This is a genomic window from Flavobacterium sp. Root901, assembly GCF_001429765.1.
Lineage (GTDB): Bacteria > Bacteroidota > Bacteroidia > Flavobacteriales > Flavobacteriaceae > Flavobacterium.
This window is the reverse complement of sequence record NZ_LMJB01000006.1, coordinates 424,457-439,570: the sequence shown is the minus strand read 5'-3', so window position 1 is coordinate 439,570 and position 15,114 is coordinate 424,457. Positions and strand designations below refer to the sequence as shown.

15 protein-coding genes and 1 pseudogene are annotated in these 15,114 nt (G+C 34.7%); 8 read left to right on the top strand and 8 right to left on the bottom strand.

Translation table 11 applies throughout. The annotated features are described in order from the left end of the window. Nucleotides 1-47 precede the first annotated feature (47 nt). From ASE21_RS11365 to ASE21_RS11355, 3 genes are all read right to left on the bottom strand, one after another. Nucleotides 48-1,130 carry a DNA topoisomerase IB gene (locus ASE21_RS11365; RefSeq protein ID WP_057122787.1) on the bottom strand — a complete coding sequence of 361 codons (1,083 nt, stop codon included), beginning with the start codon at nucleotides 1,128-1,130 and terminating at the stop codon, nucleotides 48-50. A 105-nt stretch (nucleotides 1,131-1,235) separates the two neighbouring features. After that, a complete protein-coding gene (locus ASE21_RS11360) occupies nucleotides 1,236-1,475 on the bottom strand; it encodes a hypothetical protein (protein WP_057122786.1) in 240 nt (79 codons plus the stop codon). A gap of 237 nt (nucleotides 1,476-1,712) precedes the next feature. After that, nucleotides 1,713-2,207, bottom strand: a complete 495-nt coding sequence (locus tag ASE21_RS11355; RefSeq protein WP_057122785.1) for a hypothetical protein — start codon at nucleotides 2,205-2,207, stop codon at nucleotides 1,713-1,715. A gap of 247 nt (nucleotides 2,208-2,454) precedes the next feature. On the opposite strand from ASE21_RS11355, the gene ASE21_RS11350 reads away from it, so the two are divergent. Continuing rightward, nucleotides 2,455-3,042, top strand: a complete 588-nt coding sequence (locus tag ASE21_RS11350; protein WP_057122784.1) for a DUF4142 domain-containing protein — start codon at nucleotides 2,455-2,457, stop codon at nucleotides 3,040-3,042. Between the two features lie 135 nt (nucleotides 3,043-3,177). Here ASE21_RS11350 and ASE21_RS11345 read toward each other — a convergent pair. From ASE21_RS11345 to ASE21_RS11335, 3 genes and pseudogenes are all read right to left on the bottom strand, one after another. After that, nucleotides 3,178-4,230: pseudogene (locus ASE21_RS11345) on the bottom strand (NAD(P)-dependent alcohol dehydrogenase). A 111-nt stretch (nucleotides 4,231-4,341) separates the two neighbouring features. Then, on the bottom strand, nucleotides 4,342-4,749 hold the full coding sequence (locus ASE21_RS11340; protein ID WP_057122783.1) for a cupin domain-containing protein: 408 nt from the start codon (nucleotides 4,747-4,749) through the stop codon (nucleotides 4,342-4,344). A 231-nt stretch (nucleotides 4,750-4,980) separates the two neighbouring features. Beyond that, a complete protein-coding gene (locus ASE21_RS11335) occupies nucleotides 4,981-5,853 on the bottom strand; it encodes a helix-turn-helix domain-containing protein (protein ID WP_057122782.1) in 873 nt (290 codons plus the stop codon). Between the two features lie 200 nt (nucleotides 5,854-6,053). Between ASE21_RS11335 and ASE21_RS11330 the strand changes: the two genes are divergently transcribed. Further along, nucleotides 6,054-6,641, top strand: coding sequence for a Crp/Fnr family transcriptional regulator (locus ASE21_RS11330; protein WP_057122781.1), 588 nt, complete (start codon nucleotides 6,054-6,056; stop codon nucleotides 6,639-6,641). A gap of 101 nt (nucleotides 6,642-6,742) precedes the next feature. Beyond that, a complete protein-coding gene (locus ASE21_RS11325) occupies nucleotides 6,743-7,720 on the top strand; it encodes an SMP-30/gluconolactonase/LRE family protein (protein ID WP_057122780.1) in 978 nt (325 codons plus the stop codon). 57 nt (nucleotides 7,721-7,777) lie between these two features. On the opposite strand, the gene galA is transcribed toward ASE21_RS11325, so the two are convergent. Beyond that, the gene (gene galA, locus ASE21_RS11320) at nucleotides 7,778-10,597 is read right to left on the bottom strand and encodes a beta-galactosidase GalA (protein WP_057122779.1); all 2,820 of its coding nucleotides are present in this window, start codon (nucleotides 10,595-10,597) and stop codon (nucleotides 7,778-7,780) included. Nucleotides 10,598-10,807: 210 nt separating this feature from the next. Here galA and ASE21_RS11315 point away from each other — a divergent pair, with 210 nt between their 5' ends. From ASE21_RS11315 to ASE21_RS11305, 3 genes are all read left to right on the top strand, one after another. Continuing rightward, nucleotides 10,808-11,191, top strand: a complete 384-nt coding sequence (locus tag ASE21_RS11315) for a hypothetical protein (RefSeq protein WP_057122778.1) — start codon at nucleotides 10,808-10,810, stop codon at nucleotides 11,189-11,191. A gap of 18 nt (nucleotides 11,192-11,209) precedes the next feature. Next, a complete protein-coding gene (locus tag ASE21_RS11310) occupies nucleotides 11,210-12,076 on the top strand; it encodes a chromate resistance protein ChrB domain-containing protein (protein ID WP_057122777.1) in 867 nt (288 codons plus the stop codon). A 61-nt stretch (nucleotides 12,077-12,137) separates the two neighbouring features. After that, nucleotides 12,138-12,638 carry a hypothetical protein gene (locus tag ASE21_RS11305; protein WP_057122776.1) on the top strand — a complete coding sequence of 167 codons (501 nt, stop codon included), beginning with the start codon at nucleotides 12,138-12,140 and terminating at the stop codon, nucleotides 12,636-12,638. Between the two features lie 163 nt (nucleotides 12,639-12,801). Here ASE21_RS11305 and ASE21_RS11300 read toward each other — a convergent pair whose 3' ends face one another. Then, nucleotides 12,802-13,296, bottom strand: coding sequence for a TlpA family protein disulfide reductase (locus tag ASE21_RS11300; RefSeq protein ID WP_057123178.1), 495 nt, complete (start codon nucleotides 13,294-13,296; stop codon nucleotides 12,802-12,804). A 251-nt stretch (nucleotides 13,297-13,547) separates the two neighbouring features. Between ASE21_RS11300 and ASE21_RS11295 the strand changes: the two genes are divergently transcribed. Together ASE21_RS11295 and ASE21_RS11290 are read left to right on the top strand one after the other, a co-directional pair. Next, a complete protein-coding gene (locus tag ASE21_RS11295) occupies nucleotides 13,548-13,850 on the top strand; it encodes an ArsR/SmtB family transcription factor (protein ID WP_012025367.1) in 303 nt (100 codons plus the stop codon). 7 nt (nucleotides 13,851-13,857) lie between these two features. After that, entirely contained in the window at nucleotides 13,858-14,964 is a 1,107-nt protein-coding gene (locus ASE21_RS11290) for an NADH:flavin oxidoreductase (RefSeq protein WP_057122775.1), read from the top strand. Nucleotides 14,965-15,114: the final 150 nt, after the last annotated feature.

Below are 15,114 nucleotides of genomic sequence, written 5' to 3'. Positions count from 1 at the left end.
TTGTTTAAACGTTTGCTTTTGAAAAGAGATGCAGTAACTCTTATGTTTTACAGCAGACTAACCTGATAATTCTGGATCAGTTCTGCAAAGGCACTTTCGCTTCTTGAAAAGTACTTTTTTGTGCTTCGGCTCTTCTTTACTTTATCAAAATACTGCTGAATCGATCCGTCTTCATAAGTTGTAACCAACAAAGGATGAACATAATAATTCTTGCAGACTGTTCTGGTATTTCCAAGCGCTTCTGCCGTGGCATCATAAGCCAGGACAATATTTTTTTTGATTTCTTTTTCATCAGAGGTAACTCCAAGTTCCATCAGATTTTCAAAGAATATGATGGATGCGGCCCAGGTTCTGAAATCTTTGGCGCTAAAATATTCGCCCGAAATTGCGTGCAGATATTGATTGACCATGTGACTATCTAAAACCTTTCTTTCGCCGTTTTTATCGTAATATTTAAAAACTTCCCAGCCCGGAATTTCCTCGCAGCGGCTGACCAGCTTTATTAATTGTTTGTTTCTGGTTGTAATCGTGTGCTGTTTCCCTTTTTTTCCGATAAATTCAAATCGGAGGGTATTTTTATTGATATTGATGTGTCTTTTTCGTAAAGTCGAAAGTCCGTATGATTTATTGTCTTTGGCATATTTTTCATTTCCAATTCGAATATGGGTTTCTTCCATCAAACGAATCACCAGTGCAATTACTTTTTCTTTCGTCCATTCTTTTTGTTCCAGATCAATATCGACTTGTTTTCTTATGGAAGGAAGTTTTTGTCCGAATTCTGCAATTTTATAAAACTTGGTTTGATTTCGAATTAAATTCCACTTAGGATGGTATCGATATTGTTTCCTGTTTTTTACATCAAGGCCGACCGCCTGCAAATGTCCGTTTGATAAATCGGTAATTTTTACATTTACCCAAGCCGGCGGAAGAACGAGGCTGTTAAAACGTTTTATTTCACTCTTTTGCTTAATACAACGTCCGTTTTTTTTATATATAAAACCATCTTCTCCCTGGCATCTTTCAATTGGTAAATTTTGATTGTTTACATAAACTAATTCTAATTTCTCCAACACCAAATGTGGTGTTTTAATTAGCTGAGTCATTAGTTTTTGAGTTTTGGCAGTATTCATGGTATTATAATTTATTTACAGCAGATTGCACAGATTCAAAAAGATTTCTTTCTTCATTAATTCACCAGCGTAACCAGATGAACCTGTGCAATCTGCGGCACTATTTTAGTTATTTCTTAAAGATTTTATCAAACTTTTTTTATTCATATAAGAACGTCCTGAAACACCTACTTTTTTGGCTTGTTCATAAAGTTCTCCTTTTGTCCATTCTTCATAAGGCTTTGCTTTTCCGCCTTTTTCTCCTGAATCTGGCGTATTGGCAATACGCGCTGATTTTTCTTTACTATATCCTTTTTTTACTAAGGCTTCGTATTGTGCTTCGTTTTTAATTCTTGGATCCGGCATAACATAAAAATTAAGATTAATAATTAGTTGTAAGGTTATTTCAAAGTTCCCAAAAAGAAAGATTTTTCCGTTATACAATTTTTGTTATTCCTTTCATAATTAGGGTTATGAGTTAACTGCTAATTACTCATGCGAATTGCAAAAAAATCCCATTCGTTGTCGAATGGGATTTTTAGTTAATGATATAATTTAAAAATTTTGATATTTAAACCTAAAAAAGTCTATAACAATAATAAATCAATCCGTAAAAGTCTTAATGTATGCATATGATATTTTACCCGATCCATTATTAAAAATATTAATTTCATTTATACCTTCTATATCTTTCCATCTTATTAGATTTTGTGGATTACTAAACTCTGGTCTGGTGATAGGAATTCCAAATATTTGTATATTTTCTTCTGTAAAATCATACTCTGATAAGTTATTAATGGTTATCCAATCAGCTTTTCCTTTAATAAATATAATTTCATATTTATCTTTTTGATAATAAGCCTTTTCACATGGTTCTTTTTTGCATGGGGTGCTACTTTCAGTAAATGGTTCAACTTTATCAGATTTACCAAGAATCTTATCTACTTCTATTTTACTTTTCCCTGTAATTTTTTTAACATCAACAACAACTTGTATTTCAGGAGCTGGATTTTTTATTACTGTAGGTTGATTATCATTTTTTTTGTTGTTACAAGAAAGTAAACCTATAATAATTAGTGAGAATAAAATTTTCTTCATTTGACTGTTTTTTTAAGTGTATAATTTTGAAAAAGACAAATATTAAATATTATAATTAAACTTTTTTATGGAAATCCACAATGAAGCAAATTAGTAACAAGTATACTAATAAATTAAAATTAGAGAATACATATTTATACTCGTTTATAATACAGCATCCAAATCATATAACAATCTCTAAAAATCCTGTAAGTCATTCTTACAACTTCTCGATAATTTTACATCATAACATTTAAACTATAAAATCATGAAAAAGATATTATTAGCCAGTAAAGCAATTTTAGGAGCGGGAATTATTATTTTATCGCTTAACTCTTGCAAAAATGAAACAAAACAAGAGGATCCGAAAGAAGTTGCAGAAGATGCTAATGAAGCAAAGTTTGACTCAGTTGACAACAAAGAAGATGATTCGGAGTTTTTAGTAGATCAGGCTGAAATTAATTTAGCTGAAATCGAAATTGGAAAACTGGCGCAGCAAAAAGGAACTAATGCAGAAGTGAAAAATTTTGGTAAAATGCTTGTTGATGAGCATACTAAAGCTGCATCTGAAGTTAGTGCTTTAGCAAAAGCGAAAAACTTTACACTGCCTACTTCTCTTACCGAAGAAGGTCAGGATGAATATAAAAAATTAAATGAAAAATCAGGTCTTGATTTTGACAAAAAATTCACTGATATGATGATAGACGGCCACGAAAAAGCAATTGACAAACTTCAAAAAGCTGCTAAAGATGCACATGATGAAGATGTCAGAACCTGGGCAACTAACAATATTGCGGGTTTAACTTCACATTTAGAACATGCTAAAATGCTGAAACAAAATCTAGACAAAAAGTAAAATAAATTTAATTGGTTATTATTTATTTTTAAGAAACCCCTCAAGAGTTGAATTGCTTGAGGGGTTTTATTTTTTTTAAAGATGCTGAGATGCTAAGTTTCTGAGTTTGTCTTAGCATCTCAGAAACTTAGCATCTTATTTTAAAGAAGCCATATCAATTACAAAACGATATTTTACATCTCCTTTTAATAATCTTTCGTAGGCGTCGTTTACATCATTTACGCCAATAATTTCGATATCTGCCCTGATATTGTGTTCTGCACAGAAATCCAGCATTTCCTGAGTTTCGGCGATTCCGCCAATAGCTGATCCGGCGAAACTTCTTCTTCCTAAAATAAGTGTAAAAGCCGCTACAGGAAGAGGATCCATTGGTGCACCAACCAACGTTAAGGTTCAGTCTACTTTTAGTAAGTTTAAATACGAATCAATATTGTGATCTGCAGAAACACAGTCTAAAATAAAATTCAAGCTTCTGGCATACTGCGCCATCTGATTTTCATCTGTAGACAAAACAACCTCATCTGCTCCTAAGCGTTTTGCATCTTCAGTTTTAGATAGCGAAGTAGTAAAAACCACAACATGGGCGCCCATGGCTTTTGCCAATTTAATTCCCATATGCCCCAAACCGCCAATACCAACGATTCCAACTTTTTGTCCGGGACCAACTTTCCAGTGTTTCAAAGGAGAATAAGTCGTGATTCCGGCACAAAGTAAAGGTGCAACTCCCGCAAGATCAAGTTGATCTGAAATATGCAAAACATAATTTTCATCTACAACAATGCTTTGAGAATAACCGCCAAAAGTATGGGTTCCTAAATGTTTGTCCGGAGAATTAAATGTAAGGACACTTCCCTGATCACAAAATTGTTCTAAATCGTTTTTGCAATGCTCACATTCTCTGCAGGAATCCACCATACACCCTACACCAGCAAATTCTCCAACTTTAAATTTTTTAACGTGATCGCCTACTTTTACAATTCGCCCCACAATTTCATGTCCGGGAACAATTGGATAAAGAGTGCCGCGCCATTCATTTCTGGCCGAATGAAGATCAGAATGGCAGATTCCACAGTATAAAATTTCAATTTCAACATCGTGCGCCTGTACAGCGCGACGCTGAATATCTAATGGTTTCAACGGAGCTTCAGCAGCTTCTGTACCAAAGGCTTTTACGTTTTTTGTTTCCATAAAATAAGTTTTTGTTTAGTTTTTTTGTTTCAGGTTTGAAGTTTCAGGTTTGAAGTTTCAGGTTTCAAAACTTAGCATCTTAGAAACTCAGCGCCTTAGCATCTTAGCACCTTATCTGCTGCTCAAAAGAAAATATTCTCCATCGGTTACTTTTTCTAACCAGGTTCCATGGCCTTTATCAATTTCTGTGATAATGGCAACATAAGAGAACTTATCAAATGGAGTTGCTCCATACCAATGTTCTACTCCCGGCAGAATCGTAACTACCTCATCTTTAAGCAGTATGCGTGCTGCACTTCCTCTTTCCTGATAATACCCTACTCCATCTTTTGCAATAAGCATGTGCAGACTTGCATTACTATGCCAATTGCTTCTTGCGCAAGGTTCAAAAGTAACTTCCTTAATAACAGTATTTTCAGGATGAATATCACTGCTTTGTTTCTTATAGGAAACGTCGCCCGTCATATATGCACTAGGGACTTTTCCTTCTTCGATAACGGCTGAATAATTTGTTGACATAAATTTAGTTATTTTTTTGAGATTTACTTTGTTTGAAATTACATAATATGACTCAACAGTATCAGAATCAGTAACCTAAATTTAAAAAGCTAGAATCCGCTTTATGAAGTAATTATTTAGTTTTTAAAAACTGATAAATGATTAACACTGTAATTTCAGAAGCAAAATTAGGACAGAAGTCCTTTTGAAAAATAACAATATTCAAACAAAAAATTATGAAATTGAAACAATTTAAGATCTTAACGATTTTGGGACCGTTCCCGTTAGTCTTTTAAAGTAATTATTAAAATAACTCGGATATTCAAATCCAAGCGAATATCCAATATCCGAAATACTCCAGTCTGTATGCTGCAATAGTGCTTTTGCTTCGCTGATAATTCTCTCTGTAATGTGCGCCGTCGTTGGTTTTCCCGTAACTTCTTTTACAGAACGGTTTAAATGATTTACATGTACTGCCAGACTTTGCGCATAATCCTGAGGCGTTTTTAAAGTCAGGGGCTCGCTTTTAGTTTCAATTGGAAACTGCCTTTCTAATAATTCTAAAAATAAAGAAGTAATTCTCGAAGAAGCATTTTTAGGTTTAAAGAAATTTTCTGTGGGCTGCATCTTCATCGATTCATGAATAATTAAGTTGATATAATTACGCATTAAATCATCTTTAAAAACATAATCGGTTTGCTGTTCTTCGATCATTTTCACAAACAATGAATCTATAAACGTCTTTTGTTCAGTAGTTAAGTTAAAAATTGGCGTTCCTCCTATTTTAAATAAAGGCGATTCATGAAGTGTTTCAGAGCGGTCGTTTGCTTTTAGAAATTCTTCCGTAAAAACGCAGGCAAAACCCTGAGATTCAGATGAAACAATTTCCCATGAATATGGAATGATCGGATTTCCGAAAAATAAAATAGTCCCGTCGGTTTGTATTCCGCGGTCAGCATAATGTATTAAGCTCTGGCTTGTATTAATACAGATTTTGTAAAAATCCCTTCTGTTATAAGTAGGTATCTTACTTACGTCTTTTCCAACTTCATAGACTTTAAAACCTTTTAATTTTAAATCTGAAGTATTAAAATCGCAGTTTTGAGTTTCGGCTTGATTATTCATTCGACAAAGTTATGAAAATCAAATATTAGTTTTTTATTTTTTTGTTCAGGTTTTAATCGCACGGAATTTTAAGGATTAGAAAAGGATCCAAAGAAAATAAACTTTGCGGCCTTGCGACTTTGAGAGATTATTTCATCTGCTTTAAAACTTGAAATAAGTAAAAACCTGAAACTAAAAACTAAAAACTTTATCTTTGTTTAATGAAGGATTTGCAGCCCGTTATAGATTATATTTCAAGATATGTTGATTTAACAGATGATGAAAAAAATCATCTCGCTTCGTTTTTGAAAATTACCAAAGTAAAAAAAAGACAATTTATTGTACAGCCGGGTTTTGTATGCAAACACAAAAGTTATGTGGTTAAAGGCGCATTTAGAGGTTATTTGGTCGATAATGAAGGGAAAGAACACACTTTATCCTTTGCAATTGAAGACTGGTGGATTTCTGATTACAGCAGTTTAATTTATCAGGAACCTGCGACTTTGTTTGTTGAAGCGCTGGAAGATTCGGTTCTTATTCAGATTGAATATGAAGACGAACAAAAATTCCTCCAGGAAATTCCGAAACTTGAAAAATTCGAACGCATTATAACACAGCGTTCACTTGCATTTCAGCAAAAAAGGCTTTTATCTAATTTTACAAAAACCGCCGAAGAACGTTATGATGAATTTATGAGCAAATATGCCGAAATTGCAAAACGTGTTCCACAATATGCCTTAGCTTCCTATCTTGGTTTTAGTACGGAGTATTTAAGCAAAATACGTAATAGAAAAACTTCAAAAAGTTAAACCAGTTCAACTAAATTTCCTAAACCAGTTCATTTTTATTTTTCCTGTTCTGTCCCAGATTTGCATTGTCAATAAGGACAAATAATTTTAATAAAGTAAAAATGAAAAATACTATTTTAATTACCGCTTTTTCAATTCTTTTTGCCGCCTGCGACAGCGAGAAAAAAACTGTGATTCCTGTTTCGCTTCAAAGCAAATATACCGTAACAGATATTGGTCTTTATCCGGAAGGAATTGATTACGATTCTAAAAACGAAAAGTTTTTATTTAGTTCATTATATAAAGGTGCCATATATGCGATGAATACAAAAGGCGAAACAGCCGTTTTTGCCACCAGTAATACATTAGTTCTCCCAACCGGAATTTATACTGATGAAAGCAGAAACCGTTTAATTGCAGCCAATGCCGATTTAGGGATTTCACAAAAAAGTACCGCCAAAAGTGCCGGAACTATTGCTTCTGTAAGTATTTTTAATCTTACTTCCGGAGCTTTAATCAAGGAAATTGATTTAAAGAATTTTACGCCAAATGCAGGATCATGTCCAAATGATATTGCAGTAGATACTGAGGGAAACATTTATATAACAGATTCATTTTCGCCTAATATCTATAAAATTGACACTAGTTTTAAAGCATCGTTATTTGTTACCAATAAAGTATTTGAGCCAACTCCGGGTCAATTTGGCTTAAATGGAATTGTTTTTCATCCGGATGGTTATTTATTGGCTGTAAAAACAGATGATTCTAAATTATTTAAAATTTCTATCTCCAATCCTTCTGTTATTACGGAAGTTCAGGACGCAGCATTCAGTGCTCCTGACGGAATCGAATTAGATAAAAACAATAATCTGGTTGTCGTAGAAAACGGATTAGCTTTAGGCAAAACTTATACTTTTTCGAGCAGCAATAGCTGGAAAAGTGCTTCAAAAATTAGTGAGACCAATATTGGTAAAGAAGATTTTCCAACCACTGCAGCTTTAGCCTCAGATGGAAATGTGTACGTAATAAGTTCAAAATTGGGCAGATTGCTGGGAGGAGATAAAACTCAGTCTTCTTATGATATCCAGAGAATAAAATAATTCAAGCAAAAAACCCGACAGGATTTAAGCCTGTCGGGTTTAATATTTGAGCTAAAACTATTTTAAACTTAAACTCCCGGCTCGTAATCCTTTTGCGGAAGCAGATAAACTTATATCTTTTACATTTTCATCTTTTTGGATAATTATTTGTGCATATCCGTTAAAAAGCTTTCTTTTCCAGGGCTCCGATGGTGTTATGACCTGAATAATTCCCGGATCTGTATTCATAACATCCCAGTCTTTTATTTTTTGTAACGGAACTGCCGCGATATGAATCCTATTTTTTCCTTCCTTTAAAACTGCCGGATCCAAAATATATTGCTGCGGATCTTCTGAACTCGCCTTTACTCTGTTTCCATTAATAAAAACAACCGCTTCAACACCAATTTTCTTGTAAAAGAAACTGACAATATTGGCCTTATTATTATTTTTTAAATCAAATTCTCCTTTATAAATATAAGACGGAGCCTGTTTTTTATAATCGCGGTCTTTAAATGCGGGAATCCATTCGGTATCAGCATAATCGGGAAGCTGCTGCGGCAAAATTGCTTCAGATCTTTTTTGTTCCTCAAAATTGGTAATTGGCAGTAGTGAAACAGCATCCAGGAACTGATCTTTCTCCAATGATACAGGGTCTCCATTTCCAACGCCTAAAATTTTTCCGCCTTTAATCGAAAAAACAATTTCATCATTGGCAGTTGGAACATGTAATCCGTTTTTATCTGTAACCTCAACTGTTACAACCGTAACTTTTGAATTTGGAATATTTTCTTTATCAACAGAAAGTTTAATATTTTCAGCCTTTCCGGTTGTTTTTTGAATTTCAGAAAGCACTTTTTTTCCGTTTTTATATCCAATTGCTTCAAGAGTTCCCGGTGTGTAATTTACTTTCCATTCTAAGTGGCCGTTTTGCTCCATTTTCTTTCTGCCAAGACTTTTTTTGTTCAGGAAAAGTTCTGCTTCGTCACAATTAGAATATACCCAGACATCGATCTGCTTACCTTCCATTCCACTCCAGTTCCAATGCGGCATGATATGCAAAACAGGCTCTGTTCCCCACCATGATTTTAAATAAAATACATTGTCCTTCGGGAAACCGCAGACATCCATCATTCCGAAATATGAAGTTACCGAAGGCCAGCCGTAAGGAGTGGGTTCGCCGCGATAATCAAAACCGGTCCAGATAAACATTCCTGCCAGATAAGGTCTTTCGGCATAAAACTTCCAGCCTTCTTCAATACTGTAAAAAGTTGGCCTTGGTTTTCTGTCGTAAGCACTTTGGTAATGTTTGGCATCATCTGTAAAATAAATTCCGCGCGCCGCAAAAGTAGAGCCTTCTTCTGTTCCCATTCCGGATTGGTTTTTAAACTGGTTTCGATGCGCATCAATATCTCCGTTCCCCAGATAATTGTACCCCATGATTTCAACTACAGACGAAATGCCGCTTCTAAATCCGCTGCTGATTCCCACGGTTACAGGTCTTGTAGAATCGATGCTTTTTGCAAAATCCTGCATCACATTTGTAATGCGCTCGCCCACAATATTTCCTTCGATGTTCCATTCTTCATTTCCAACCGACCAGCAGAAAATACTCGGGTGATTTCGGTCTCGTTCTATCATTCGTTTTAAACTATTTAAATGATAATCGTTAATTCCCATTAACCGCGTTTCATCAATCACCAGCATTCCCAGTTCATCACAGGCTTTCAGCAATTCAGGTGTTGACGGATGATGCGAACAGCGATAGGCATTTGAACCCATTTCTTTCAGTTTTTTGATTCTGAAATACTGCAACTCATCGGGCAGCGCAGTTCCAATTCCGGCATGATCCTGATGATTATTGGTTCCTTTTAATTTTAAAGGTTTTCCGTTGAGAAAAAATCCGTTTTCAGGATCAAACTTAATTGTTCTGATTCCAAAAAGCGTTTCATAACTGTCAATTATTTTTCCGTTTTGTTTTATCTGAGTTACCAAACAGTATAAATTAGGACTTTCAATATCCCATAAAGACGGATTAATGACATTTAGTTTCGACACATACTTTGTTGCTTTATAGAATTCAGGAGCATTTACATTTTCAGAAACACTTGCAATTTGTTTATTTGAAGCATCAAAAATGGTTTGTATAATTTCGACAGAACCTTTATAGTTTCCTTTATTTTCGATTGTAACTTCTACACGAACACCGGCATTCTTATCTTTAATTTCTGAGGTTACATATGTTCCGTTTGGCGCAACACGGAGCGGATTTGTTTTTTGCAAATAAACATGCCTGTAAATCCCTGCTCCTTCATAAAACCAGCCTTCTTCCATCGATGCATCTGCCCGGACCACAATTGTATTTTCTCCACCATAATTTACATAAGCTGTTACATCATACTCAAACCCGTTATAGCCGCTTTCTTCTGTTCCGAGATAATATCCGTTAAAAAACACTTTTGAATTTCTAAAAACGCCGTCAAATTTCAGGCTGATTATTTTTCCGTTATCGGTTTCCGGAATAGTGATTTTTTTTCGATACCAGCCAATACTTTTTTCCGGAAAACCTTTTCCTGCGGTTTTAAATCCGTGGCTGTAACTACCTTTTTCGCTAAAATCCTGTTCGACAGCCCAATCGTGCGGCAGATCTAACTTTCGCCAGGCACGGTCGTCAAAATCTTTTCCGGCCGGTCCGTCGCCAAAACCTGTTTTCGTTAAATATGAAAAATAGCCTTCTGCATGGCCAAAATCCTTTTTTGTATCAAATAAATGGCCTAAAGAAAAACGCCAGTCTTTATCGATCAAAATTAATTCCCTTTCTGATTTTTGGGCGAAAGCCATACCCGAAATCAAAAAAAACAAAAACAAAAGAATTCTTTCAAAAGAAATCATTTTCATAAACAACGTGGTTAAGTAAAGTTAGAACGATAAAATTATGCTATAAAAAGGACTTAACTTGATAATATTTTATCAAAAAGTGCACAATTATTTCCTCCAAAGGGTCTGAAAATGATGATTAAAAATTTAGAATCATTCTATTGTCTATACTTTTTTAAATGATTCTGATTTGATGTAATTTTATATAAAATTAAAAAAAACAAAGATTGTATGAGTACTATAAAAGATGAAGAAAAGCTTCTTAGTACCATTAAACGAATCGATGAAAAGATCGATAAGAATAATGATCAAAAGATATTAGCTTTTTTTGAATCTCTTGGTTTAACAGAAAGAGATGATGTTCCCAAAGATTTTCTGGATTGGGATACGATTCTTATTGTCGTTCCCAACCGTCATATTTCGCATGAATTAAAATATTATAAATATTCTATATCAAGACTTTTCTTTGTTACGAATCCGTATGCTGATAAAATCCATATTTATGATTTTGACCAATGGAAAAACGTAACCCGAAATAAAACCCAGTTTCAGATTAGAGAAATGATGAAAACAAGTTTTGGCGGCGTAAAGAAAACTCCGGGAGAAAATGATTAAATTATTTTATTTCACAATATGAAATGGATTACGCGCGAAAGACCTAAAATTGACAGAATTGCCTGTCCATGGCTCATTAAAAATTTTATTGATGCTGATGCTGAATTTATTTATGTTCCATTCAAAGATGTTTTAGAAAAAGCAAAAGAGTTAGACGCAATTCCATTTGATATTCCAAATGTAGAATTTACTCATTATAATGAAGAATGTACTTTTGATTACATCATAAAAAAGTATCAAATTCAGGATCCCGCAGTTCACATTATGGCAAAAATCGTTCGTGGTGCCGACACAGACCGCCATGATCTTGCAAAAGAGGCTGCGGGACTTTGGGCAATTTCTGCCGGTCTTTCGCATAATATTACAAACGATGCCGAATTATTACAAACCGGATTAAAACTCTATGATGCTTTGTACAGCTGGGCAGCACATTTGTACAACCAAAAACACCTCCAAAACAGTCCGTTCGAAAATTTGCTGCATGAAGTATATAAGAAGTTTTTAACTGAGAAAAAGACAAGTCAGAAAACGCCTTTATGGGTTAAAGAATTAAAAAACATAATTCAGGACCAGATCGATGCGCAGTTTACTTTTGACCTAAAGAAAATCTCAAATGATTTAGAATTAAATCCTTCGTATTTATCAAGGGAGTTTTCTAAATATTTTGAAGATTTGAATTTTGGCGAATATGTGCGAAAACTAAGAATCGAAAAAGCGATAAACCTCATTCAAAATTCGAATTATACCTTAACTGAAATTGCGTACATGACAGGATTCTCAGATCAAAGCCATTTTACCCGAATTTTTAAACTGCAGACCGGAAAAAATCCTTCTTCTTATAGAAAAAATGCTTTAAAAAGTAATTCCCGTACAAAAGGTAAATAGTATTCTATTTCTAAATTTATATTGGCGATAGTTTTGTGTTAATTAATTAACAAAACTATCCATGATTTTATTAAGACGTATTTTAGTAATTACTTTATTATTTTTAAGTTACAATTCATTTTCCCAAACCACTTATCCAAAAATTACGGGATATTTTGGAATCATGCACCCCATTGTAACTTTTAACAGTGAACAAACAAACGTAAATTTTAGAGATTATTATGCGGTAGGATTTCCAACCGGAATTAACATCTGGAAGAGTCAAAAAATAGGTTTTTCTTTTGAAGTTGTTCCCAACATTAGAGCGCAGGGAAACAGCGATAAAGTAACCAATTTACTATTTCATCCCGGAATTCTGGTTTCTCTTGGAAATGGCTACACTTTTGCCGGAAGAGCCGCTTTTGAAAGCAGCGGAAGATACGGTTTTACTCCTGTAATCAATAAAACCGTTATAAAAAATGACAATTGCAGTTATTTTGTGGCTGTTCCTCTTCCCGTTCGTTTTGGCAATGATCATCCGGCTTCTGCTACAATTGGTTTTCAATTTGGAATTGCTTTTTAATTGCAATTTTTTTTACGCAGAGAGCGCTAAGGTTTACGCAAAGTTACAAGGTTAAATCTCGCCAAGACGCGAAGCCGCAAAGTTTTAAAGTTGTTTTGCGGATTTGCGTCTTGGCGGGCATATTTTTTTAATAAAAATCTTAGCTCTCTTTGAGGTTAAAAAATTATTGAGCAGTTAACAAACCATTTACCATATCTTCCAGCGCTTTTCCATGAATATTTTTAGCGAGTATAATTCCGTTTTTGTCGACTAAAAAATTCAACGGAACCGATTGAAGCATGTAAGCACCAATTACCGGAGACTGCCAGTATTTTAAATCGCTTACTTGTATCCAGGGCAGTTTTCCTTTTGCAATAGCACCTACCCAAAGATTTTTTTTAGTATCCATTGAAACACTGTAAATCGAAAATTTATCCGGATAAGCGGCGTATAATTTTTGCAAAGTCGGCTGTTCTTTAATGCAGGGTCCGCACCATGAAGCCCAAAAATCGATCAAAGTCAAAGAACCTCTTAGAGACGAAAGTGTAACCAGGTTCCCTTTTGTATCCGGAAGTTCGATTTCGGGAGCAATGTCTCCAACATCAACACCTACAACCTGAGCGTTGGTTATTAATAGATTAAAAAATGTAAAGAATAATACAAAGTAGATTTTTTTCATAATTTGATTAAGTTTATTTGTTTGGGACGTTTTTAAAATCTGATAAAACTCTGCGTTTGTCATTTCCGTTGAAATGAAAAAAAAATATGCAAAAGAACTTCCCCTCTTTATGGGATTATTCTAAAAGCAAATATAATTTTTCTTTGATACAATTCCGCGTCTTTAACTCTAACTATTGTTTCCAATCATAAAATTATCATAAAAGCATATCGGGAAATTGGTATATCGGGAAAAGTCGATATATTTGCAGTATGGAAAATATAGAAATTTTTAAGGCGCTCTCTAACAAGTCCAGGCTGCAGATGCTGGAATGGCTTAAAGAGCCCGAAATAAACTTTCCCGGCCAGCTTGAACATGGCGGATTTGAACACGGAGTATGTGTTGGGCAAATTCAGGCCAAAGCCGGTTTAACACAATCTACAGTATCAGAATACCTGTCTATTTTACAGCGCGCCGGTTTTATCGAAGCCAAACGTGTTGGGCAATGGACTTATTATAAACGTAACGAAGGTGCCTTTGAAGCACTCAGTAAATTAATTCAATCTAATTTGTAAAATTACTATGAGTACAAACAACCTGTTTTCAGAATTTAATTTAAAATCTTTAAATCTGAAAAACCGAATCGTAATGGCGCCAATGACGCGTTCATTTTCTCCAAACGGAGTCCCAACTGATGATGTAGCAGCTTACTACCAAAAAAGAGCTGAAGGAGAAGTTGGTTTAATCTTATCTGAAGGAACTGTTATTGACAGACCTTCATCATCAAATGATGCAAATGTTCCTCATTTTTACGGCGAAACTTCTTTAAACGGATGGAAAAAAGTAATCGACGAAGTTCACGCTGCCGGCGGAAAAATGGGACCACAAATATGGCACATGGGAATAATGGATAATCATCATTCAGGATGGATTCCTCCTGTTCCTTTTGAAGGTCCGTCCGGATTAAACCGTCCGGATTTCAGAAATGGAATTGCCATGTCTGAAAAAGATATTGAAGATACTATCCTTGCTTTTGGTAAAGCAGCTGCCGATGCTAAAAGACTAGGTTTTGATACTATTGAAATTCATGGTGCGCACGGTTATTTAATTGACCAGTTCTTTAGAGCCGAAACCAATTTACGTGAAGATATCTACGGCGGAAAAACATTGCCGGAACGTAATCTTTTTGCGATTGAAGTAATAAAAGAAGTTAGAAAACAGGTTGGAAATGACTTCGCAGTTATTATGCGTTTTTCTCAATTTAAACCATCTGACTATAATTATAAACTGGCTAAAAATCCTCAGGAATTAGAAGCCTGGCTTACACCTCTTGTTGATGCCGGAGTTGACATTTTACACTGTTCTCAACGTCGTTTCTGGGAAGCAGAGTTTGAGGATTCTGATTTAAATTTTGCCGGATGGGCCAAAAAAGTAACCGGAACCCCAACTATTACTGTAGGTTCTGTTGGACTTTCAGGCGATTTCTTTGGTGCATTTGCCGGAGAAAGTTCTGAACCAACTTCTTTAGAGGAATTAAACAGACGTTTCGACAGAGGCGATTTTGATTTAGTTGCAGTAGGAAGACCTCTTTTATCTGATCCAAACTGGGTTGCGAAAATTAAAGCAGGAAAAACAGATCAGTTAAAAGGTTTTACCAAAGAAGCTTTAGGAGCGTTGGTTTTGGAATAAGGTTCTGAGGTTTCTGTTGGAACTTTGCTTATTAAAATATAAAAGGGATAAACAATAATGTTTATCCCTTTTTTTTGAATATCTATAACTAACAAAATTAGAAATTCAATATTTTTAGTTAAAGCTGCAGAATAACAGAGGTTTCTCTTT